This is a genomic window from Paraburkholderia tuberum STM678 (assembly GCF_902833905.1).
Lineage (GTDB): Bacteria > Pseudomonadota > Gammaproteobacteria > Burkholderiales > Burkholderiaceae > Paraburkholderia > Paraburkholderia tuberum.
Genome location: NZ_CADFGP010000045.1, coordinates 23,247 through 44,874, shown reverse-complemented (window position 1 = coordinate 44,874; position 21,628 = coordinate 23,247). Strand labels below are relative to the sequence as shown.

The 21,628-nt window shown below is 64.8% G+C and carries 19 protein-coding genes and 1 tRNA gene; 15 read left to right on the top strand and 5 right to left on the bottom strand.

Annotation, left to right across the window (positions count from 1 at the left end):
* Window positions 1–95 precede the first annotated feature (95 nt).
* The 12 genes from HWY30_RS30245 (at window position 96) to HWY30_RS30190 (ending at window position 11,205) form a co-directional block, all read left to right on the top strand.
* Complete coding sequence (locus tag HWY30_RS30245) at window positions 96–737, top strand: LysE family translocator (protein ID WP_090802243.1); 642 nt, start codon at window positions 96–98, stop codon at window positions 735–737.
* A 105-nt stretch (window positions 738–842) separates the two neighbouring features.
* Window positions 843–1,700, top strand: a complete 858-nt coding sequence (gene htpX, locus HWY30_RS30240; RefSeq protein ID WP_018418965.1) for a zinc metalloprotease HtpX — start codon at window positions 843–845, stop codon at window positions 1,698–1,700.
* 199 nt (window positions 1,701–1,899) lie between these two features.
* Window positions 1,900–3,339, top strand: coding sequence for a 16S rRNA (cytosine(967)-C(5))-methyltransferase RsmB (rsmB, locus tag HWY30_RS30235; protein WP_090802241.1), 1,440 nt, complete (start codon window positions 1,900–1,902; stop codon window positions 3,337–3,339).
* Complete coding sequence (locus HWY30_RS30230; RefSeq protein WP_090802240.1) at window positions 3,336–3,935, top strand: DUF4390 domain-containing protein; 600 nt, start codon at window positions 3,336–3,338, stop codon at window positions 3,933–3,935. The genes rsmB and HWY30_RS30230 overlap by 4 nt, the downstream gene beginning before the upstream one ends.
* Window positions 3,925–6,351 carry a sensor histidine kinase gene (locus tag HWY30_RS30225; protein ID WP_090802238.1) on the top strand — a complete coding sequence of 809 codons (2,427 nt, stop codon included), beginning with the start codon at window positions 3,925–3,927 and terminating at the stop codon, window positions 6,349–6,351. Before HWY30_RS30230 ends, HWY30_RS30225 begins: the two co-directional genes overlap by 11 nt.
* The gene (gene esaR, locus HWY30_RS30220; protein WP_090802236.1) at window positions 6,352–7,041 is read left to right on the top strand and encodes a response regulator transcription factor EsaR; all 690 of its coding nucleotides are present in this window, start codon (window positions 6,352–6,354) and stop codon (window positions 7,039–7,041) included.
* Window positions 7,042–7,134: 93 nt separating this feature from the next.
* Window positions 7,135–7,210: transfer RNA gene (locus HWY30_RS30215), tRNA-Phe, on the top strand.
* Between the two features lie 395 nt (window positions 7,211–7,605).
* On the top strand, window positions 7,606–8,337 hold the full coding sequence (gene queC, locus HWY30_RS30210; protein WP_090802235.1) for a 7-cyano-7-deazaguanine synthase QueC: 732 nt from the start codon (window positions 7,606–7,608) through the stop codon (window positions 8,335–8,337).
* Between the two features lie 64 nt (window positions 8,338–8,401).
* Window positions 8,402–9,034 (top strand): 7-carboxy-7-deazaguanine synthase, encoded by a 633-nt coding sequence (queE, locus tag HWY30_RS30205; protein ID WP_090802234.1) that lies wholly within the window; start codon window positions 8,402–8,404, stop codon window positions 9,032–9,034.
* Window positions 9,035–9,043: 9 nt separating this feature from the next.
* A complete protein-coding gene (gene queD, locus HWY30_RS30200) occupies window positions 9,044–9,499 on the top strand; it encodes a 6-carboxytetrahydropterin synthase QueD (RefSeq protein ID WP_090805502.1) in 456 nt (151 codons plus the stop codon).
* Window positions 9,500–9,691: 192 nt separating this feature from the next.
* A complete protein-coding gene (locus HWY30_RS30195) occupies window positions 9,692–10,474 on the top strand; it encodes an HpcH/HpaI aldolase family protein (RefSeq protein WP_090802233.1) in 783 nt (260 codons plus the stop codon).
* Entirely contained in the window at window positions 10,471–11,205 is a 735-nt protein-coding gene (locus HWY30_RS30190) for a tetratricopeptide repeat protein (RefSeq protein WP_090802232.1), read from the top strand. Before HWY30_RS30195 ends, HWY30_RS30190 begins: the two co-directional genes overlap by 4 nt.
* An 83-nt stretch (window positions 11,206–11,288) precedes the next feature.
* Here HWY30_RS30190 and rodA read toward each other — a convergent pair whose 3' ends face one another.
* From rodA to HWY30_RS30165, 5 genes are all read right to left on the bottom strand, one after another.
* A complete protein-coding gene (gene rodA / locus HWY30_RS30185; protein ID WP_090802230.1) occupies window positions 11,289–12,437 on the bottom strand; it encodes a rod shape-determining protein RodA in 1,149 nt (382 codons plus the stop codon).
* Window positions 12,438–12,447: 10 nt separating this feature from the next.
* Window positions 12,448–14,799, bottom strand: a complete 2,352-nt coding sequence (mrdA, locus tag HWY30_RS30180) for a penicillin-binding protein 2 (protein ID WP_090802229.1) — start codon at window positions 14,797–14,799, stop codon at window positions 12,448–12,450.
* Between the two features lie 79 nt (window positions 14,800–14,878).
* Entirely contained in the window at window positions 14,879–15,391 is a 513-nt protein-coding gene (gene mreD, locus HWY30_RS30175; protein ID WP_090802227.1) for a rod shape-determining protein MreD, read from the bottom strand.
* On the bottom strand, window positions 15,388–16,524 hold the full coding sequence (gene mreC / locus HWY30_RS30170; protein WP_090802225.1) for a rod shape-determining protein MreC: 1,137 nt from the start codon (window positions 16,522–16,524) through the stop codon (window positions 15,388–15,390). The genes mreD and mreC overlap by 4 nt, the downstream gene beginning before the upstream one ends.
* 154 nt (window positions 16,525–16,678) lie before the next feature.
* Entirely contained in the window at window positions 16,679–17,722 is a 1,044-nt protein-coding gene (locus tag HWY30_RS30165; protein ID WP_004189550.1) for a rod shape-determining protein, read from the bottom strand.
* Between the two features lie 372 nt (window positions 17,723–18,094).
* On the opposite strand from HWY30_RS30165, the gene gatC reads away from it, so the two are divergent.
* The 3 genes from gatC to gatB all read left to right on the top strand — a co-directional run bounded on the left by gatC (window position 18,095) and on the right by gatB (window position 21,521).
* Window positions 18,095–18,394, top strand: coding sequence for an Asp-tRNA(Asn)/Glu-tRNA(Gln) amidotransferase subunit GatC (gene gatC, locus HWY30_RS30160; RefSeq protein WP_018419087.1), 300 nt, complete (start codon window positions 18,095–18,097; stop codon window positions 18,392–18,394).
* A 158-nt stretch (window positions 18,395–18,552) separates the two neighbouring features.
* On the top strand, window positions 18,553–20,040 hold the full coding sequence (gene gatA, locus HWY30_RS30155; RefSeq protein WP_090802224.1) for an Asp-tRNA(Asn)/Glu-tRNA(Gln) amidotransferase subunit GatA: 1,488 nt from the start codon (window positions 18,553–18,555) through the stop codon (window positions 20,038–20,040).
* A 5-nt stretch (window positions 20,041–20,045) separates the two neighbouring features.
* Complete coding sequence (gatB, locus tag HWY30_RS30150; RefSeq protein WP_090802222.1) at window positions 20,046–21,521, top strand: Asp-tRNA(Asn)/Glu-tRNA(Gln) amidotransferase subunit GatB; 1,476 nt, start codon at window positions 20,046–20,048, stop codon at window positions 21,519–21,521.
* The last annotated feature ends 107 nt before the right edge of the window (window positions 21,522–21,628 follow it).

The window sequence follows — 21,628 nt, the reverse complement described above, 5'->3', positions numbered from 1 at the left end:
ATCGTCCATTCGGCCGGTGTTCTCCGCGCCCGCCGCGAGCGCGACGCGCGTTAGAATCCTCCATGCAGCAGACCAGGTTTTCGAGGGTGCATCACATGTTCGGCATCGTCCATTTCGAGTTTTTCATCGTCGCGGTTTTTCTCCTGAACATCACGCCGGGGCCGGATACCGCTTATATCGTCGGGCGCAGCGTCGCCCAGGGCCGCGGCGCGGGGCTGATGTCGGCGCTCGGCATTTCGGCGGGCTGCTGCATTCACTCGCTTGCCTGCACGTTTGGACTGACCGCGCTGCTGGCCGCGTCGGCTACGGCGTTCACCATCGTCAAATTCGTCGGCGCGATTTATCTGATCTATCTGGGGGTGCGCCTGATTTTCGCGAAGCCGGCCGCGGATGCGCCCGCCGGCGATGCGCGCGCGTCGTCCACGCCGAAGTCGCTGCGGCAGTTGTTCCTGCAAGGCTTCTGGACCAACGTTCTGAACCCGAAAGTCGTGCTGTTCTTCGTGTCGTTCTTCCCGCAATTCGTCACGACGGGCAGCGAACACAAGACCTTCGCGTTTCTCACGCTCGGCGCGGTCTTCGTGCTGATGAGCATGGTCTGGAACAGCTTCGTCGCGTGGATCGCGGGAAGCGTCACGCAGCGTTTCTCGGGCAAACCGGCGGTCAAGCGCTGGCTCGATCGCGGCGTCGGCAGCGCGTTCGTCGGCCTGGGCATCAAACTCGCGAGCGCCTCGCGATGATTGAATTTTCCCGCATCGCCCATATCTAACATTTCGCTTACAATCTGGCGCCGCAATCGCGCGGCACGGAGATGAAGGCCACGCTCGGGGCAAGGAGTTGCAGACATGTTTAACTGGGTGAAAACCGCGATGTTGATGGCCGCGATTACGGCCCTTTTCATCGTGATCGGCGGGATGATCGGCGGGTCGCGCGGCATGATGGTCGCGCTCGTGATCGCCCTTGGGATGAATTTCTTCTCGTACTGGTTCTCCGACAAGATGGTCCTGCGCATGTACAACGCGCAGGAAGTCGACGAAAACAGCGCGCCGCAGTTCTATCGGATGGTGCGCGATCTCGCCACGCGCGCGAACCTGCCGATGCCGCGCGTCTACCTGATCAACGAAGACGCGCCGAACGCGTTCGCCACCGGCCGCAACCCGGAGCACGCGGCAGTCGCGGCGACCACCGGCATTCTGCGCGTACTGTCCGAGCGCGAAATGCGCGGCGTAATGGCGCACGAACTCGCGCACGTGAAGCATCGCGACATTCTGATCTCGACGATTTCGGCGACCATGGCCGGCGCGATTTCCGCGTTGGCGAACTTCGCGATGTTCTTCGGCGGCCGCGACGAAAACGGCCGTCCCGCGAACCCGATCGCGAGCATCGCGGTTGCGCTGCTCGCGCCGATTGCCGGTGCGTTGATCCAGATGGCGATTTCGCGTGCGCGCGAATTCGAAGCCGACCGGGGCGGCGCGCAGATTTCGGGCGACCCGCAGGCACTGGCGTCGGCGCTCGACAAGATCCATCGCTATGCGAGCGGCATTCCGTTCCCGACGGCCGAGGCGCATCCGGCCACCGCGCAGATGATGATCATGAATCCGCTGTCGGGCGGCGGTATCGCGAGTCTGTTCTCGACGCACCCGGCGACCGAGGAGCGCATCGCGCGTTTGATGGAAATGGCGCGCACCGGGCGCTTCGACTGAGGCGCCGCGTCGCTCGGCGCGTCGAGCCTGAAGTACTGAAGAGCGGGCCCGCGAGGCCCGCTTTTTTTCACACTGTTCGTCGCCACTGCACGACAGCGTCTGCGGCCACCACCCACGCATGGCGGCGCCCCACCGGCGCCACGCTACAATGTGCGCTGATTGCGCCGCGCGCACCGTGCGGCTTGCCCTTGCTCCCTTCATGACTCCAAAGCCTTCTTCGCGTTCTGCTTCCTCGTCGGCGCGTTCGCGCGAATCCCGTTTGTCGACGCTGCAACTGTCGCCCGAATCGCTCGGGTTCGCACTCGATTGCGCGGCCCAGGCCGTTGGCGCCGTGCGTCTCGGCGCGGCCTTGCCCGCGGCGCTGCAAAGCGTTTTCGTGGTGGTGCCCGAGGACAACGCCGCAGCGGCGCGCGGCGCGGTGCAGGATATCGCCTATCGCACGATGCGCCGTCTCGCAACCGCCGAGTGGCTGATCGCGAAGCTGGTGAAGACGGCGCCTCCGCCGCACGTCGCGCATGTGCTCGCGTGCGCGCTCGCGCTGCTCGTCGACGACGAAGCGAGCGCCGCCTACACGCCGTTCACGGTCGTCGACCAGGCGGTCAGGGTGATTGGCGCGCGTCGCGAGTTCGCGTTCGCGAAGGGGCTCGTCAACGCGGTGCTGCGCAACTTCTTGCGCGAGCGCGACACGTTGCTCGCCTCCGTGCAAGCCGATGAAGTAGCGCGCTGGAACTATCCGTCCTGGTGGATCGACGCGGTGAAGCGCGCATGGCCCGAGGCGTGGCAATCGGTGCTGGCCGCCGGCAACACGCAAGGTCCGCTGACGTTGCGCGTGAACGCGCGCCATTCGACGGTCGACGCCTATCTGCAAGTGCTGCAACGCCAGCAGATCGCCGCAAGCAAGGCTGGTGAGTACGCGGTCACGCTCGCGACGCCAATGCCGGTCGAGCGCATTCCGGGCTTCAGCGAAGGTGTCGTGTCCGTGCAGGACGCAGGGGCGCAACTCGCCGCGCAATTGCTCGGCGTGCGCGACGGCATGCGCGTGCTCGACGCATGCGCGGCCCCTGGCGGCAAGACCGGGCATCTGCTCGAACTCGCCAACATTCAAGTGGTCGCGCTCGAAAGCGATGCGTCTCGCGCGCGCCGCATCGGCGAAAACCTGCGGCGTCTGAAGCTCGAAGCGGAAGTGCGCATCGGCGACGCGGGCAACCCCGCGCAATGGCACGACGACCTCGACCAGCCGTTCGACCGCATCCTCGCCGACGTGCCGTGCTCGGCGTCGGGCATCGTGCGGCGTCATCCGGATATTCGCTGGCTGCGTCGTCAGTCCGATATCGCCGCGCTCGTCGCCGAACAGCGCCGCATTCTCGACGCGCTGTGGCCGCTCGTGAAACCGGGCGGCGAGTTGCTTTACGTCACCTGTTCGATCTTCCCCGAAGAGGGCGAGTTGCAGGCACAGTGGTTTGGAAACCAGCACCAGGATGCGGTACGATTGGACGCGCCGGGGCAGCTTTTACCCTCAGTTGCCCGCGCGCCCGCCGACCCATCGGCCGGTTCTCATGCTGGACGACCCGCTGAATTCAGCGCCGGCACGAACTCAGACCACGACGGATTTTTCTACGCGCGCTTTCAGAAACGGTGACCATAAAACGCTTCTTCCCGCTTCGGCTCGCTGCCGTGCTCTGGATCGCGCTGGCCGTCTGGCTTGCAGCGCCGGGCGCGGCGCACGCTGACTCGATCGCGGTGCAGCGGGCGTCGCTGCAGGCCGACAACGGCGGCTGGAGTCTCGACGCGCATTTCGAATTCGAGCTGAACAGCAATCTCGAAGACGCGGTCAACAAAGGCATTCCGCTTTATTTCACGACCGATTTCGAACTGAGCCGGCCGCGCTGGTACTGGTTCGACGAGCAGCCGGTCAGCGTGTCGCAAAGTTTGCGGCTGTCGTTCCAGCCACTCACGCGCGAATATCGCGTGTCGAGCGTGCAGTCGGGCGGCTTGCAGCTCGGCTTTTCCACGCTCAACGATGCGCTCGCGGTGATCAAGCACGTGACGTCGTGGCACGTGATCGACCGCAATCAGGTGCGGGTCGGCGAGACCTATAACGCGTCCGTGCGCATGCAACTCGACATCGGGCTGATGCCCAAGCCGTTCCAGATCGACGCGGTGAACAACCGCGACTGGAACCTCGCCTCGGATTGGAAGCGCTTCACTTTCACGGCCGCCGATCGTGCTAAATAAAGTGCGCTCATCTTCCACCAGTGTCAGCAGCATCGTCGTGCGCGTGCTCGTGTCGACGGTCGCGGTGACGGCCGTGTTGCTGCTCGTGTTGCTGGCCGCCGCCAGCGCGAACACCGAATTCTTCGACCGCTATTACCAGTGGCTGTATGCGGCCAACGTCGCGGTCGCGTTGATCTTTCTGCTGGTGGTGGCGACGCTCGTCGTCATCATCATCGTGCGATTACGCACGGGCAAATTCGGCACACGGCTGCTCGCGAAGCTCGCGTTCTTCATGGCGCTGGTCGGTGTGGTGCCGGGCGGCATCATCTACATCGTGTCGTATCAGTTCGTGTCGCGCAGCATCGAGTCGTGGTTCGACGTGAACGTCGAAACCGCGCTCGCGTCCGGCCTCAACCTCGGGCGCGGCATGCTCGACGCGTCGCTGTCCGATCTGCAGACGAAGGCGCGTCTGATGTCCGAGCAGCTCGCGAGCGCGGATGCGGCCGGCACCACGTTGACGCTGCTGCGTTTGCGCGACCAGTTCGGTGTGCAGGACGCGACGATCGTCGAGCCGACCCGCAGCATGTCTGGCGCGACGCCGGACATGCACGTGGTCGCGCAGGCGTCCGGCAACTACGCGATGCTGCTGCCGAACGATCTGCCGACACCGCTGATGATCGAGCAGGCGCGTGGCCACGGCTATGCGGCGATCGAAGGCGAAGTGGACGGCGATCCGAATGCGCACGGCGGCAAGGGAGCGCTGCGTCTGCGCGTGGTGCAGCGTATTCCCGATGCGAACGCGTCGCTCTTGCAGCCCGCCGAGCGCTTCCTGCAACTGACGCAGCCGGTCTCGACGACACTCGCGCGCAATGCCGACTCGGTGCAGCGCGCGTATCGCGAGTATCAGGAGAAGGCGCTCGGCCGCACCGGCTTGCGCAAGATGTACATCGGCACGCTGACCCTGTCGCTGTTTCTCGCGACTTTCATCGCGATGATGCTCGCGCTGGCGCTCGGCAATCAGCTCGCGCGGCCGCTATTCCTGCTCGCGCAGGGCACGAAGGAAATCACCGAGGGCGACTACACGCCAAAGCGCGAGATCAAGTCGCGCGACGAACTCGGTTTCCTCACGCAGTCGTTCAATGCGATGACGCGGCAGTTGTCGGAAGCGCGCGGGGCGGTCGAGAAAAATCGTATCGCGCTCGAGCATTCGAAGGCGTATCTCGAGAGCATCCTCGCGAACCTGACCGCAGGTGTGTTCGTGTTCGACCGGCAATTCCGGCTGACCACCGCGAATCGAGGCGCCGAGCGGATTTTCCGTCAGCCGTTCCAGACGGTGCTCGGCTCGTCGCTCGATCAGATCGGCGTGCTCGGCGAATTCGGCGCGATTGTGCGCAAGGCATTCGCCGATCGCGAAGCGGCGAGTGAAGACGGCCATGACGACAACGGCCATTGGCAGCAGCAGTTCTCGGTGCCGGTGCCCGGCGAAACCGAGCCGCTCACGCTGCTCGTGCGCGGCGCGCGCCTCCTCGCGGCGAACGAGCGCGACGCTGAAGGCATGCAGACCGCGGGCTACGTGATCGTGTTCGACGACATCTCCGACGTGATCTCCGCGCAGCGTTCGATCGCATGGGGCGAAGTCGCGCGGCGCCTCGCGCACGAGATCAAGAATCCGCTCACGCCGATTCAACTGTCGGCCGAACGATTGCAGATGAAGCTCGCCGACAAGCTCGAGCCGTCGGATGCGGACGTGCTGAAGCGCGGCGCGACGACGATCGTCAATCAGGTCGCCGCGATGAAGCAGATGGTCGACGATTTCCGCGACTACGCGCGCACACCGCCCGCGGTACTCGCGCATCTGCAATTGAATGGTCTGGTCAGCGAGGTGCTCACGCTGTACGGTATCGAAGAAGGCAAGGGCGCGATCCAGGTCGAGCTGGCGGCCTTGCCCGCGATACGCGGCGACGCGACGCAGTTGCGTCAGGTGATCCACAACCTGCTGCAGAACGCGCAGGACGCGGTCGCCGAAGTCGCGCATCCGCGTGTTTTGCTCGAGACGAGGACAGTAGAATACGGAGACCCCGACGCGCAAGGCAAGGCGCGCGTCGCGGTCCGTCTGACAGTGTCGGACAACGGACCAGGCTTCCCCGCGCGTATCCTCACGCGCGCGTTCGAGCCGTACGTGACGACCAAGGCCAAGGGTACGGGTCTAGGGCTTGCGATGGTCAAGAAGATCGTCGACGAACATGGCGCGCGCATCGACATTCGCAATCGCATGAAGGCCGGCGACGTGATCGAAGGCGCGCAGATTTCGATTCTCTTCCTTCAACTGGCGGACGACCCCGCGCAGCCGGGTGCACCTGGTTCGGGTGCCCATCCGGCGCACGGCGGCGCGTCGCAGGGAACGACAAAAGCAACAGTGCAGACAAGGGCAGCATAAATGGCAACCATCCTGGTGGTAGATGATGAAATGGGCATCCGGGAACTGCTCTCGGAGATCCTCAGCGACGAGGGACACGTCGTGGAGGCCGCTGAAAACGCGCAGGAGGCGCGCGAGTTCCGTCTGCGTCAGGCGCCGGACCTCGTGCTGCTCGACATCTGGATGCCGGACACCGACGGCGTGACGCTGCTCAAGGAATGGGCCGCGCACGGTCAATTGACGATGCCCGTGATCATGATGTCCGGTCACGCGACGATCGACACCGCGGTCGAGGCCACCAAGATCGGCGCGCTCAACTTCCTCGAAAAGCCGATCGCGTTGCAGAAGCTATTAAAGGCGGTCGAGCAGGGACTCGCGCGTGGTAACGCGGCGGCCGTGCCTGGCGGCGTGGCTGCGAAGCCGGCGTTGCCGGTCAGCGCATCGTCAGTCGCGTCGGCGGCCGCGTTGCCGATACTGTCGTCCGATGGCGTCGGCGGCGGCACGCTCGTCGCGCAAACCGCGTCGATCTCGTTCGACATTCCGCTGCGCGATGCGCGCGATGCGTTCGAGCGCGCGTACTTCGAATATCACCTCGCGCGCGAGAACGGCAGCATGACGCGTGTCGCGGAGAAGACCGGTCTCGAGCGCACGCATCTTTATCGCAAGCTGAAGCAACTCGGCGTCGATCTCGGCAAGAACAAAGGGGAGTGAGCGCCACGTGTTGCATGCGAACGCGGCCCGGCAGATTGTTTATGAAAGGGCTTGCTGAACTGCGGATCGCTTGATATAGTTTCGTTCTTCGTTGGCCCGGTAGCTCAGTTGGTAGAGCAGCGGATTGAAAATCCGCGTGTCGGTGGTTCGATTCCGCCCCAGGCCACCAGGATTCAGCCCCAGGAAATCGCAAGATTCCCTGGGGCTTTTCCGTTTGGCGGACAAGTCGTCACTTCGGCTTGCCATGCAGTTGAAGCCGCGCGGGTGGGACAGCTGGCGTCGGCGACATTCGGTGTCGCGTGATAAAATCGCGCCAGTTCAAGGACTTGCATGCAGGCATCGCACGCGGTCGTGCGCCGCGCGAATGCAGTGCCGAGCATGTCGCACCGAAGCACCCAATCCTTCGCCCGACGATCGGCGGTATAAGCGCCCAGCCACGTTCCCGCCCAACGCGCGACCTATACTGCTTTGGGCCGGCACAGTGCCGGCACACGTCGCGCCGCGTTGCTTGCATGGCGCACCTCGCGCAGCGCGACGTGGCACTCTCATTCACGGAGTATCACGGTGATCCGCAAAGACGCTAAGCGTAGCGCGCTCGTGCTGTTTTCCGGTGGCCAGGATTCCGCCACGTGTCTTGCGTGGGCGCTCGACCGTTACGACACGGTCGAAACGGTCGGCTTCGATTATGGTCAGCGTCATCGTGTCGAACTCGAATGCCGCGAAGGATTCCGTCAGGCCGTCGTGCGTGCGTTTCCGGCGTGGGCCGATCGTCTCGGCGACGATCACACGATCGACCTGTCGCTGCTCGGCGCGATCAGCGACACCGCGATGACGCGCGAGATCGAAATCGAAGCCACGGCCAATGGGTTGCCGAACACGTTCGTGCCGGGCCGCAATCTGATGTTCATGACGATCGCCGCGGCCATCGCGTATCGGCGCGGTTTGCAGGTGCTGGTCGGCGGGATGTGCGAGACGGACTTCTCGGGCTACCCCGATTGCCGCGACGACACGATGAAGGCGCTGCAGGTCGCGCTGAATCTCGGCATGGACGCGCGTTTCGCGCTGGAGACGCCGCTGATGTGGCTCGACAAGGCCGACACGTGGCGCCTCGCGCGCGCGCTCGGCGGCGACGCATTGGTGGAACTGGTGCGCGTCGAGACGCATACCTGCTACGTCGGCGAACGGGCCGAGTTGCACTCATGGGGCTTCGGCTGCGGCGAATGCCCGGCATGCCGGTTGCGCAAACGTGGCTATGAGGCCTACCTCGCCGGCGAAAAAGTCACCGAGCCGGTCTGACGGCTCGCGCGAGAGCGCCCATCATTGAGCATCGTTGATTCAGGAACACAGGACAGAAAGCAGCATGACGTACGCGGTCAAGGAAATTTTCTACACGTTGCAGGGCGAGGGCGCGAATGCCGGGCGGCCGGCCGTGTTCTGCCGTTTCGCGGGCTGCAATCTGTGGTCCGGCCGCGAAGAGGATCGCGCGGACGCCGTCTGCCGTTTCTGCGACACCGACTTCGTCGGCACCGACGGCGAGAACGGCGGCAAGTACCGCACACCTGACGAACTGGTCGCGATGATCGCGTCGCAATGGCCGCAAGGCGAGGGCGAACGCTTCGTCGTGTGCACTGGCGGCGAGCCGATGCTGCAGCTCGATCAGCCGCTCGTCGACGCGCTGCACGCGGCCGGCTTCGAGATCGCGATCGAGACCAACGGCTCGCTGCCGGTGCTCGACACGATCGACTGGATCTGCGTGAGCCCGAAGGCCGACGCGCCGCTCGTCGTGACGAAGGGCAACGAACTGAAGGTCGTGATCCCGCAGGACAACCAGCGCCTCGCCGACTACGCCAAGCTCGACTTCGAGTATTTCCTCGTCCAGCCGATGGACGGCCCGTCGCGCGACATCAACACGAAGCTCGCGATCGACTGGTGCAAACGTCATCCGCAGTGGCGCCTGTCGATGCAGACTCACAAGTATCTGAACATTCCCTGATTTGCCGTGCTGACGATTACCCGAAAACTCGAATTCGACGCGGGCCACCGCATTCCCGATCACCGCAGCCAGTGCCGTAATCTGCATGGCCATCGCTACGTGCTCGAAATCACGCTGCTAGGCGATCTGGTCGACACCGAAGGCGCGCCCGATCGCGGCATGGTGATGGACTTCGCCGACGTGAAGTCGCTCGCCAACGAGCACCTGGTCGACAAGTGGGACCACGCGTTTCTCGTCTACGAAGGCGACACGCAGGTGCGTGGCTTCCTCGACAGCATGGCGGATCACAAGACGGTCGTGATCGATCGCATTCCGACCGTCGAAAACCTCGCCGCGGTTGCGTTCGACATTCTCGCGAACGTCTACGACGCGCACTACGGCGTGAACCTGCGCCTGCACAAAGTGCGTCTGTACGAGACGCCGAATTGCTGGGCCGAGGTGGTCCGCGACTCGCTTCCCACCTGAATCCACGCCCCGCCGCGCGAACGAACTTCTCGCGTTATTGTCACGGTATGATCGTTCCGACCAACACACGGAGCGAGACATGCCGGTCACCGCATCGCGTCGCAGCAGGCAACGAGGCCGTCAGCGCCCCGGTGCCTGTCTGATCCACTATCTGGCCCCGCTTCGCATTGCAAACCTGCGCGAGGCCAGCCGATGAGCACCTTCACCAACTCCCTCAAACAACGTCTGAAGGACAACGCGCCGCTGATCGGGCTGTGGTTGTCGCTCGGCAGCGAGGCCGCCGCGGAAGCACTCGCGCACGCCGGCTTCGACTGGCTGCTGATCGACATGGAGCACGCGCCCAACGATAGCGGCGGCGTCGAGTCGCAATTGCGCGCGATTGCCGCCGCCCATCTGCCGAGCGAGCCGGTGGTGCGGGTGCCCGCGAGCGAGCCGTGGCTCGTCAAGCGCGTGCTCGACGCCGGCGCGCGCACGCTGATGTTCCCGAACATCGAATCCGCTGAAGACGCGGCACGCGCCGTGCGGCTCACCCAATATCCGACCGCCGAGGCGCTCGACGGCCTGCGCGGCGTCGCGGGCGTCGTGCGCGCGGCCGGTTACGGCATGCGGCGTGACTACGTGCAGACGGCCAACGCACAGATCGCGACGATTGTGCAGATCGAATCGGCGCGCGGCTTGCGGGAGGTCGAGCAGATCGCGGCGACGCCGGGCGTCGATTGCCTGTTCGTCGGGCCGGCCGATCTGGCCGCGAGCCTTGGTCATCTCGGCGACGCGAAACACGCGGACGTGCAGGCGGCGATGGCGCGTATCGTCAGCGCGGCGGACAAAGCCGGCATTGCCGCCGGCATCTTCGCGATGGACGTGGCGAGCGCGCGGCAGCATCGCGACGCCGGTTTTCGCTTCGTCGCGCTAGCCGCCGACGTGATCTGGATGTTGCGCGCGACGCGCCAGGCATTACAGGAGGTGAGGTCATGAACGGCAGAGTGCAGGGGGGCGCCGGGCGGATGATCACGCGAGTGACCGCGCAAGTGACCATGGCGGTGGCGCTGCTCGCGACTGGCGCGTGGAACGCCGCGTATGCACAGGATCACGTCGCCAAGGCGAACGATCCGCAGACGCAATCCGCGGTGGCCGACTACAACGCCGGCAATCTTGGCGCGGCGCTGAGCGAATTCCGCCAGGCCGCCGAGCGCGGCAGCCGGCTTGCGCAGTTCAACTACGCGATGATGCTGCTCAACGGCGAAGGCACGCCGGTCAACGTCGACGAAGGCAAGAAGTGGCTGCGCAAGGCCGCCGACGCGAACATGTCGCACGCGCAATACGTGTACGGCAAGATGTACGACGATGGCGAGTTCGTCGAGCGCGATCCGGTGGAGGCGCATCGCTGGTTCATGAAGGCGGCCGCGCAGGGCCATGTGCAGGCGGAGCTCGCACTCGCGAATCAGTTCCTCGACGGACGCGGTACCGAGCGTGACAACAAGCAGGCGTTCGTCTGGTACAAGAAAGCGGCGCAGGGCGGCGACATGACCGCGCAGTATGTGACCGGTTCGTTCTACGAGCGTGGCGGCGATGGCGTCGACCGGAATCTGAATGTGGCGCGCGCATATTACGCGGCCGCGGCGGCGCAGGGCGATCCGGCCGCGCGCCTGAAGTATCAGCAGTTGAGCGCGCAGCTGCGCGATCAGAAGGAAGTGAAGCCGCAGTAATGAAGCAGCAATAAAGCAAAAGGGCGCTCGCAACGAGCGCCCTTTTTTGCATTGTCGTTTGCTAGCGTGCCGCTAGCTACGGGTTAGCTCTGCATCAACCGCTTCTGTCGCGCGACGCTCATGATCAGCCCGATCGCGACGCCCAATGTAGTCAGCGCGGTGCCACCGTAACTCATGAACGGCAACGGCACGCCGACCACCGGCAGAATCCCGCTCACCATGCCGATATTGACGAACGCGTACGTGAAGAACGCCATCGTCAACGAGCCGGCCAATAATCGCCCGAACAATGTCGCGCCGTTGGCCGCGACGTAGAGCCCGCGCGCGATCAATAGCATGTACAGCGTGAGCAGCACGATTCCGCCTGCCAAACCGAACTCTTCCGAAAACACCGCGAAGATGAAGTCGGTGTGCTTCTCGGGGATGAACTCCAGATGCGCCTGCGTACCCTTCAGCCAACCCTTGCCGAGCGGGCCGCCCGAGCCGATCGCGATCACCGCTTGAATCGTGTGGAAGCCTTTGCCGAGCGGGTCCGAGGTCGGATCGAGCAGCGTGCAGATGCGGTGCTTCTGGTAGTCGTGCATCAGCGGCCACTGCACTTCGGGCTGACAGATCTTGTCCTGGAACGCCGCGATCGACGCAACCGCAATCACGGCCGAGATCAGCACCGGCACGATCAGCTTGAAGCTCAGCCCCGCGAAGTAAATCACGAACAGGCCGGCCGCGAACACGAGCACGGCCGTGCCGAGGTCGGGCTGCTTCGCGATCAGGCCGACCGGCACGATCAGGATCACGAAGCCGACCAGGTAGTCGTACCAGCGCATCACGCCTTCGCGGCGCTGGTAGTACCAGGCGAGCATCAGCGGTGTGGCGATCTTCATGATTTCCGATGGCTGGATCACCACGCCGACGTTGATCCAGCGCTTCGCGCCCTTGCGCGTAAGGCCGAACATCGCGACTGCGACCAGTAGCGCGATCCCGAACGCGTAGAGCGGGACCGCGAAGCGCATCAGCGTATTGGGCGGCACATTGGCGAGCCCCCACATCAGCACGAAGGTGAGCAGGATGTTGCGCAACTGGTCTTCGACACGGCCCGGCATATCGAGCGTCGCGCTGTACAGCGTGACGATGCCGACGCACAGCAGCAGAAACACGATCAGTGCGAGCGGACGGTCGAAGCCTACGAACATCCGCTTGATGCGCTCGAGCCAGGCGCGCTTGTCGAATTGCATGCCTTTCTCCTTATTCGTCGATGCCGCCGGCGGCCGGCTGGCGCGGCGACGCGCCCTGGAAGCTGTCCTCGCGCGATGGTGCCGCGACGCTCGGCGCCGGCTCGTTTGCCGGACGGGGTTGGTGCGGGGCGCCGGACGTACGCGACGCGGATTTCTTTGCCACGGACGAAGCCGATGCCGGCTTCGCCGCCGAGGCCGCGCGCGCTGCGCTGGCCGGCACCGTTGCCGCCGCGCCAGCCGACGCCGTCACCGGCGCAGACGCGCCATTCGCGCCCGAAGCCGCAACAGCCGCCGACGCACCGGAGGCCACCGCGGCAGCCGCCGCCCCTGGCATCGGCAGTGCCTTGAAGCCCGCCGCAATCTTGAGCGGCTGAGCGCCATCATGCGATACAGGCGTATCGCCGACCTGCGGCGCGGATGCTTCGAGCGTGGTCGATGCCGCTACCGCGACGGCCGCTTCTTCCGCACCGGGCTTGTTCTTGCCGACCAGGTAATAGTCGAGCACCCTGCGCGCGATCGGACCGGCCGCCTCCGCGCCCCAACCGCCGTTTTCGACGACCAGCGCGAGTGCGATCTTCGGTTGATCGGCCGGCGCGAAGGCGATGAACAGCGCGTGGTCGCGCAAATTCTCCGCAACCGCGTGACCTTTGTAGTTCGCGCCTTGCAGCGAGTACACCTGCGCGGTACCGGTCTTGCCGGCCGCCTGATATGGCGCGCCCGCGAATACTTTGGCCGCCGTGCCGTTCGTGACCACGCCTTCCATCGCGCGCTTGATGAAGTCGATGTCCTGCTGCTTGACCGCGATCTTGTCGCTCGGATCGCGCACCACCGGCCGCGTGTCCTTCGTGATCGGATTCTCGATGTCGCGCACGAGGTGCGGCTTCATCACGACGCCGTTGTTCGCGAGCGTTGCGGTGGCATGGGCGAGCTGCAGGATCGTGAACGAGTTGTAGCCCTGGCCGATGCCGAGGCTGACCGTTTCGCCTTCGTACCACTTCTGCTGCTCGGGGCGGCGGTACGCGTGGCGCTTCCAGTCGGTCGACGGCAGGATGCCCTTCGCTTCGCCGGCGATGTCGATGCCGGTGATCTGCCCGAAGCCCCACGGCTTCATGAAGTTCGCGATGTTGTTGACGCCGAGATCGTGCGCGAGCATGTAGAAGTACGTGTCGTTCGACACGACGATCGCGCGGTTCATGTCGATCCAGCCTTGGCCCGAGCGCACGTCGTTGCGGAACGTGTGGCCGCCGAACGTGTAGTAACCGGGGTCCTGGAAGCCCCAGCTCGGCGTGCGCTTGTGCAGCGTCAGCGCGGCGAGCGCCATGAACGGCTTGTAGGTCGAGCCCGGCGGATAGGTGCCGTGCAGCGGCCGGTTCAGGAGCGGATGGTCGGGCGAGTTGTTCAGCTCGTCCCAGCTCTGCTGGTCGATGCCGTCGACGAAGGAATTCGGATCGAAGCTCGGCGCCGACACGAATGCGAGCACGTCGCCGGTGGACGGCTCGATCGCGACGAGCGCGCCGCGGTGTCCGGCGAACGCCTGCTCGGCGACCTGCTGAAGGCCGATGTCGAGCGACAGCACGAGGTTGTTGCCCGGGGTCGCCTGGGTGCGCGACAGCGTACGCACCGGGCGGCCGCCCGCCGTCACCTCGACTTCCTCGAAACCGGTCTGGCCGTGCAGCTCGGTCTCGTAGCTCTGCTCGACGCCGATCTTGCCGATGTAATCGGTGCCCTTGTAGTTGTTCGCGTCAAGACGCGGATCGTAGTGATCCGGATCGCTGTCATTCTGATCGCTGGCGTCGTCGATGCGGTCCTGGTCGCGTTGCGAAATCCGTCCGATGTAGCCGATCACGTGCGCGGCGGTCGGCCCGAGCGGGTACTGGCGGAACAGCCGCGCGCGCACTTCGACGCCAGGGAAGCGGAAGCGCTGCGCGGTGAAGCGCGCGACTTCGTCGTCGGTCAGGCGCGTGCGGATCGGCAGACTTTCGAAGTTCTTCGAGTCTTCCTGCAGCTTCTTGAAGCGGCGACGGTCGCGCGCATCGATCGACACGACGGTGGCGAGGTTGTCGATCACGTTATCGAGCGTGTCGTTCAGCTTCGACGGGGTGATTTCAAGCGTATAGGCCGAGTAGTTCTTCGCGAGCACGACGCCGTTCCGGTCGGTGATGATGCCGCGGTTCGGCACGATCGGCGCGACGGAGATGCGGTTTTCATCGGCTTGCAGCGAGTACTTGCTGTAGTGCCAGACCTGCAGGAACAGGAAGCGGAAGCCGATCAGCCCGAAGCAGACAAACACGAACAGGCCCGCCGCCGCGACGCGCAGGCGGAATTTCGTGAGCTGCTGTTGAGTGTCCTTGAATTCGGTCATGCGATTCTGCAAAAGGCCGGCATGCGGCCATCAAGAGTGTGCGCCCAAACTGGCCGCGGCCGGTGGGCCCGATGCGGGATCAAATGGGGCGAGTATCGTCCGGGTCGGCGGGGCGGCGCTGCGGCATCAGCAGCAAGATGCTGGCGACCGGCCATAGCGCCGCTTCGACGAAACCGTCGATCAGATAACTCCAGCCCGGAAACGCCGCGCCGGTCAACAACCGGATCACGAACGGCACCAGTTGCGCGACGACGAGCAGCGGCATCACCGCGAACATTTGCACGCCGAGCGACATCCACAGCACGCGGCGGTGAATCGTGATCGCGCCGTACGAGAGCAGCGTGTAGGCGAGCGCGTGCTCGCCGAGCAGGCTCGCGTTGTGCACGTCCATCAGCAGACCGAGCAGAAACGCGATGCCCATGCCCACCTTGCGCGGCTGATGGACATTCCAGAACAGCAGCACGAGTGCGACGAAATCGGGCACGCCGGCGAGACGCCCCCACGGCATCAGGTTCAGCAGGAACGCGGAAGCGAGGCTGAACGCGATGAAGTACGGGTTGACGGGCTGCAGGATGTATTGCGGGCGATTCATGGCTGAGCCCCCGGCTCGGCTTGCGGCTTCACGTTCTTCGCGGCGGCCGGCTTTTCGGCTTTCCTGTCGGCTGCGGGCTTGTCGGACTTCTTGTCGGCCGCAGCTTTGCCCGGCGCCTTTTCCACGGCTTTGGCTGCGGGCTTTTCAGTCGGCGCTTTGTCGGCGGCGTTCCTGTCGGCTGGCCTGGCGGCGGATTTGTCCGCCGCGCCCTTGCCGTCCGCTGCTTTGGCGCCCTTCTTCGCTTTCGCTTCCTTCGCGACGGTTGCCGCGTCGGGTTCGTCCGCCGGGCGCGGCGGCGCGTTGTTCTGGACGTGCAGCACGAGCACCTGACGCGCACCGCGCACCGCGGCGACCGGCAGACTGACTACGCGCGCAAACGCGGTGTCGGCCTGCTTGTCGACGCGCACGACCTTCGCGACCGGCAGCCCCGGCGGATACACGCCGTCGAGGCCGCTCGTGACGAGCTCGTCGCCGGTCTGGACGTCGGCGCTGATCGGCACGAAGCGCAGATCGAGCGTGTCGCCCTTCGGCGTACCGTAGATCACGCTGCGCAAGCCGGTGCGCAGAATTTCGACCGGCACCGCCTGGTCCTTGTCCGTCAGCAGCGTGACTTCGGCCTGCAGCGGGAACACCCGTGTGACCTGGCCGATCACGCCATCTTCGTCGACGACCGGCGAGCCGTTCTGGATGCCTTGCTGCGCGCCGCGTCCGATCACGACCTTCTGCGTGAACGGATCGCGCGTGTCGTACTGGATTTCGGCGGGCAGCGATTGCGTGGTGAGGCTCTGCGACAGTTGCATCAGCGCGCGCAGATGGCCATTTTCGGCGGCGAGCGACGCGGCCAGATTGGCCTGCTGCGACAGCCGCAGATCCTTCGCGCGCAGTTTCGCGTTCTCGTCGCGCAGCGTGGCGCTCGTCACGGCGAGGTCGGCGGCGCCCATGAAGATGTCGCGCGGCACGAGCGCTGCGCGCTGCAAAGGATAAAGACCCGCGCCGAGCACGCCGCGGACGATTTCGAGCGTCTGGAAGCGGGCATCGGAGATCAGCAGGGCGAGCGCCAGCACGACGAAGAACACCAGTCGGGCCAGAGCGGAGGGGCCTTGCTTGAACAGGGGCGGCGGACTGTATTCCATGGTCGGCGCCGGGGGCGTGAGCGGTTGGGTGAGACGGCGACGCGCAAGGCGCGCGCGGTCAGCGAGCGGAGGCTGGTCGGCCCAGCCAACGACAAAGCGGCCCGCAAGGGGCCGTGTGCCAGATCCGCGCTACTGACATGGGAGGAAGGCTCGCTTACTCGTACGAGAAGATGCTGCCGAGCTTGTCCATGCGTTCGAGCGCCATGCCCGAGCCGCGCACGACGCAGGTCAGCGGGTCTTCGGCGACGAGCACCGGCAGGCCGGTTTCTTCGGCGAGCAGGCGATCGAGGTCGCGCAGCAGCGCGCCACCGCCGGTCAGCATCATGCCGCGCTCGGCGATGTCCGCGCCGAGTTCCGGCGGCGTCTGTTCCAGTGCGATCTTCACCGACGACACGATCTGGTTCAGCGGATCGGTCAGCGCTTCGAGGATTTCGTTGCTGGAGATCGTGAAGCTGCGCGGAATGCCTTCCGACAGATTGCGGCCCTTCACTTCCATTTCCTTGACTTCGGAGCCCGGGAACGCGGAGCCGATTTCCTTCTTGATGGCTTCGGCGGTCTGTTCGCCGATCAGCATGCCGTAGTTGCGGCGGATGTAGTTGACGATCGCTTCGTCGAACTTGTCGCCGCCGACGCGCACCGAGCCCTTGTACACGATGCCGCCGAGCGAGATCACGCCGACTTCTGTCGTGCCGCCGCCGATGTCGACGACCATCGAACCCGTTGCTTCCGACACCGGCAGGCCCGCGCCGATCGCGGCAGCCATCGGTTCTTCGATCAGATACACCTGCGAGGCGCCCGCGCCGTGCGCGGCTTCCTTGATCGCGCGACGCTCGACCTGGGTCGAACCGCACGGCACGCAGATGATGATGCGAGGCGACGGCGAGAACATGCGCGATTCGTGAGCAGTCTTGATGAACTGCTTGATCATCTGCTCGGTGACGGTGAAGTCGGCGATCACGCCGTCTTTCATCGGGCGGATCGCCTCGATGTTGCCCGGCACCTTGCCGAGCATCTGCTTGGCTTCCTTGCCGACTGCCTGAATGGTCTTCTTGCCGTTGGGGCCGCCTTCCTGGCGGATCGACACGACCGACGGTTCGTCGAGAACGATGCCCTTGCCGCGCATGTAGATAAGGGTGTTGGCGGTGCCGAGGTCAATCGCCAGATCGTTAGAGAAGTAGCTGCGCAAAAAACCGAACATTCAAAATCCTGTCTCGCTGGGGGCCGGGCCTCGCACCGTATGCGTAGGGCGGCAGCGGAAAAATAACAGCTTCAACCGGGCGGTAGCGACGCCACATGAACTTGAAGCCGCGGGGGAGTCTACCGGAGGCCGTTGCAAAGCCAGGGCGGAAAGCGCCGGACGTTCTTGGAATTGTCCGCAAGGCCTTGGTAAGTCGGTCCGGGTTTGGGTCGAACGCGTAATGATACCTTATAATTTTGGATGTTTTGAAGGAAACGGAGCGCACATTTTGTCATTGCCGCTCCTTTTTCAGGATTGTCCTATCTTGTCGTAACCCGCTGTTACAACGCGACTTTTTAACTGTTGTGACATTCCACCCTTTCCGGTGACTGCATGGCTCTGACCCTGACCGATGTAAAACGCATCGCGCATCTCGCGCGACTCGAACTGGCCGATGCCGACGCCGAGCACACGCGTGCCCAGCTCAATGATTTTTTCGGCCTCGTCGAGCAGATGCAGGCGGTCGATACCACCGGCATCGCGCCGCTTGCCCACCCGATCGAGCAGATCGAAGACGTCGCGCTGCGTCTGCGTGACGACGCCGTCACGGAGACGGTCGAGCGCGAGGCTTTCCAGCGCCCCGCGCCGGCCGTTCAGGACGGCCTGTACCTCGTGCCGAAGGTGATCGAATAAGACCCGCCGGGCAGACCCCGGGTCTGGCGTCGGCGCGAGCCTCCGTGGTCCAGACGCGCGTCCTCGCCGCGAACCTTGCCGGACCGGTCTGCCGACGGGCAACCGAAGGCCTCCACGGCGGCGTGACCACGCTGCCGCGCTTTCCAGGATAAAACGCAATGCATGAAAAAAGTTTGAGCGAACTGCGCGCCGCGCTCGCGGCCAAGGAATGCTCCGCAGTCGAACTGGCGCAGCTGTACCTGAAGCGGATCGACGCGGCCAATAGCCTGAACGCGTTCATTCAGGTCGATCCGGAACTGACGCTCGCGCAGGCGAAAGCCGCCGACGCGCTGCTGCACACCGGCCATGCGGGCCCGCTGGTCGGCCTGCCGATCGCGCACAAGGATGTGTTCGTCACGAAGGGCTGGCGCTCCACGGCCGGCTCGAAGATGCTCGCGAACTACGAAAGCCCGTTCGACGCGACCGTGGTCGCGCGTCTGCAGAACGCCGGCATGGTGTGCGTGGGCAAGACCAACATGGACGAGTTCGCGATGGGTTCGTCCAACGAGAATTCGTATTTCGGCGCCGTGCAGAATCCGTGGGACCGCAAGGCCGTGCCGGGCGGTTCGTCGGGCGGCTCGGCTGCCGCCGTGGCCGCGCGTCTCGCGCCCGCCGCGACCGGCACCGACACCGGCGGCTCGATCCGCCAGCCGGCGTCGTTCTCGGGCATCACCGGCATCAAGCCGACTTACGGCCGGGTGTCGCGCTACGGCATGATCGCGTTCGCGTCGTCGCTCGACCAGGGCGGCCCGATGGCGCAAAGCGCCGCGGACTGCGCGACGCTGCTCAACGCGATGGCCGGCTTCGACGAGCGCGACTCGACGAGCCTCTCGCACGAGCGCGAGGACTACACGCGCTATCTCGGCAAGTCGTGGCAGGACGGCGGCACGGACAAGCCGCTCGCCGGTCTGCGCATCGGCCTGCCGAAGGAGTATTTCGGCCCCGGTCTCGCCGGCGACGTGCGCGCGTCGATCGACACCGCCTTGAAGCAGTACGAAGCGCTCGGCGCGACGCTCGTCGAGGTGTCGCTGCCGAAGACCGAACTGTCGATCCCGGTCTACTACGTGATCGCGCCGGCCGAAGCATCGTCGAACCTGTCGCGTTTCGATGGCGTGCGCTTTGGCCATCGCGCGGCCGAGTACCGCGATCTGCTCGACATGTACAAGAAGTCGCGCGCCGAAGGCTTCGGCCCGGAAGTGAAGCGCCGCATTCTGGTCGGCACCTACGTGCTGTCGCACGGCTACTACGACGCGTACTACCTGCAGGCGCAGAAGATCCGCCGCATCATCGCGCAGGACTTCCAGCAAGCGTTCAAGCAGTGCGACGTGATCATGGGACCGGTCGCGCCGTCGGTGGCGTGGGACATCGGCGCGAAGGGCGACGATCCGGTGCAGATGTATCTGGCCGACATCTACACGCTGTCGGTGAGCCTCGCCGGCCTGCCGGGCATGAGCGTGCCGTGCGGTTTCGGCGCGGGCGCGAATGCGCAGCGTCCGGTCGGTCTGCAGATCATCGGCAACTATTTCAACGAAGCCCGGATGCTGCAGGTGGCCGACGCGTTCCAGCGCGCGACCGACTGGCACCGTCAGGCACCGGCAGGAGTGTGAGCACCATGACCAAACAATGGGAAGTCGTGATCGGTCTGGAGACCCACACGCAGTTGTCGACGCATTCGAAAATCTTCTCGGGCACCGCGACCCAATTCGGCGCCGCGCCGAACACGCAGGCCAGCCCCGTCGATCTGGCCTTGCCGGGCACGCTGCCGGTGATGAACCGCGGCGCGGTCGAACGCGCCATTCAGTTCGGCCTCGCGATCGGCGCAACGGTGGCGCCGCGCAGCATCTTCGCGCGCAAGAATTATTTCTACCCGGACCTGCCGAAGGGCTACCAGATCAGCCAGTACGAAATTCCCGTCGTGCAGGGCGGTCAGGTGACGATCCAGGTGCCGGCCAATGAAAAGGCGGGCAAGGAAGCGTACGAGAAAACCGTCAACCTGACGCGCGCCCACCTCGAGGAAGACGCGGGCAAGTCGCTGCACGAAGACTTCGCGGGCATGACCGGCATCGACCTGAATCGCGCCGGCACGCCGCTGCTCGAAATCGTCACCGAGCCGGAAATGCGCAGCGCGGCCGAGGCCGTTGCCTACGCGAAGTCGCTGCACACGCTCGTCGTGTGGCTTGGCATCTGCGACGGCAACATGCAGGAAGGCTCGTTTCGCTGCGACGCGAACGTGTCGGTGCGTCCGGTCGGCCAGAAGGAATTCGGCACGCGCACCGAGACCAAGAACCTGAACTCGTTCCGCTTCCTCGAAGAAGCGATCCAGTACGAAGTGCGTCGCCAGATCGAGCTGATCGAAGACGGCGGCACGGTGGTGCAGGAAACGCGTCTGTACGATCCGGACAAGCGCGAGACGCGTTCGATGCGCAGCAAGGAAGACGCGCATGACTACCGCTATTTCCCCGACCCCGACCTGATGCCGCTCGTGATCGACGCCGCGTGGGTCGAGCGCGTGAAGAGCGAGATGCCGGAACTGCCGGAAGCGATCCAGCGGCGCTTCGTGTCGCAGTACGGACTCACGCCGTACGACGCGAACGTGCTGACCTCGAGCAAGGCGACGGCCGCTTACTACGAAGCGGTAGTCGCCAAGTTCGGTGCGGCCAACGCGAAGGTCGCGGCGAACTGGGTGATGGGTGAAGTGTCGTCGCAGCTCAACCGCGAAGGCCTCGACATTGCCGCGTGCCCGGTCTCGGCCGCGCAGCTGGCGCTGGTTCTGCAACGTATTGCCGACGGTACGATCTCGAACAAGATCGCGAAGGAAATCTTCCTCGCGATCTGGGAAGAGAAGGCCACCGACGAAGCCGCCGCCGACCGCATCATCGAGGCGAAAGGCTTGAAGCAGATTTCGGACACCGGCGCGCTCGAAGCGATCATCGACGAAGTGCTCGCCGCGAACCAGAAGTCGGTCGACGAATATCGCGCCGGCAAGGAAAAGGCGTTCAACGCGCTGATCGGCCAGGCGATGAAAGCAACCAAGGGTAAGGCCAACCCTGCTCAGGTCAATGAATTGCTCAAGAAGAAGTTGTCCTGAGTTGAAGTGCCGCGGGCCGGGCGTGATCGCGCCCGTGTCACCACGGGCCGTTGCCGGATCGAAGCAGGGCAACGGCCCGTTTTATTTTGCGGACTCGCTTCAGCCGG

What these genes read in the sequence shown, in the direction of transcription:
- HWY30_RS30245 (WP_090802243.1), top strand. Translation starts at nt 96, where the DNA reads ATGTTCGGCATCGTCCATTTCGAGTTTTTCATCGTCGCGGTTTTTCTC.
- htpX (WP_018418965.1), top strand. Translation starts at nt 843, where the DNA reads ATGTTTAACTGGGTGAAAACCGCGATGTTGATGGCCGCGATTACGGCC.
- rsmB (WP_090802241.1), top strand. Translation starts at nt 1,900, where the DNA reads ATGACTCCAAAGCCTTCTTCGCGTTCTGCTTCCTCGTCGGCGCGTTCG.
- esaR (WP_090802236.1), top strand. Translation starts at nt 6,352, where the DNA reads ATGGCAACCATCCTGGTGGTAGATGATGAAATGGGCATCCGGGAACTG.
- queE (WP_090802234.1), top strand. Translation starts at nt 8,402, where the DNA reads ATGACGTACGCGGTCAAGGAAATTTTCTACACGTTGCAGGGCGAGGGC.
- HWY30_RS30195 (WP_090802233.1), top strand. Translation starts at nt 9,692, where the DNA reads ATGAGCACCTTCACCAACTCCCTCAAACAACGTCTGAAGGACAACGCG.
- HWY30_RS30190 (WP_090802232.1), top strand. Translation starts at nt 10,471, where the DNA reads ATGAACGGCAGAGTGCAGGGGGGCGCCGGGCGGATGATCACGCGAGTG.
- rodA (WP_090802230.1), bottom strand. Translation starts at nt 12,437, where the DNA reads ATGCAATTCGACAAGCGCGCCTGGCTCGAGCGCATCAAGCGGATGTTC.
- mrdA (WP_090802229.1), bottom strand. Translation starts at nt 14,799, where the DNA reads ATGACCGAATTCAAGGACACTCAACAGCAGCTCACGAAATTCCGCCTG.
- mreD (WP_090802227.1), bottom strand. Translation starts at nt 15,391, where the DNA reads ATGAATCGCCCGCAATACATCCTGCAGCCCGTCAACCCGTACTTCATC.
- mreC (WP_090802225.1), bottom strand. Translation starts at nt 16,524, where the DNA reads ATGGAATACAGTCCGCCGCCCCTGTTCAAGCAAGGCCCCTCCGCTCTG.
- HWY30_RS30165 (WP_004189550.1), bottom strand. Translation starts at nt 17,722, where the DNA reads ATGTTCGGTTTTTTGCGCAGCTACTTCTCTAACGATCTGGCGATTGAC.
- gatC (WP_018419087.1), top strand. Translation starts at nt 18,095, where the DNA reads ATGGCTCTGACCCTGACCGATGTAAAACGCATCGCGCATCTCGCGCGA.
- gatA (WP_090802224.1), top strand. Translation starts at nt 18,553, where the DNA reads ATGCATGAAAAAAGTTTGAGCGAACTGCGCGCCGCGCTCGCGGCCAAG.
- gatB (WP_090802222.1), top strand. Translation starts at nt 20,046, where the DNA reads ATGACCAAACAATGGGAAGTCGTGATCGGTCTGGAGACCCACACGCAG.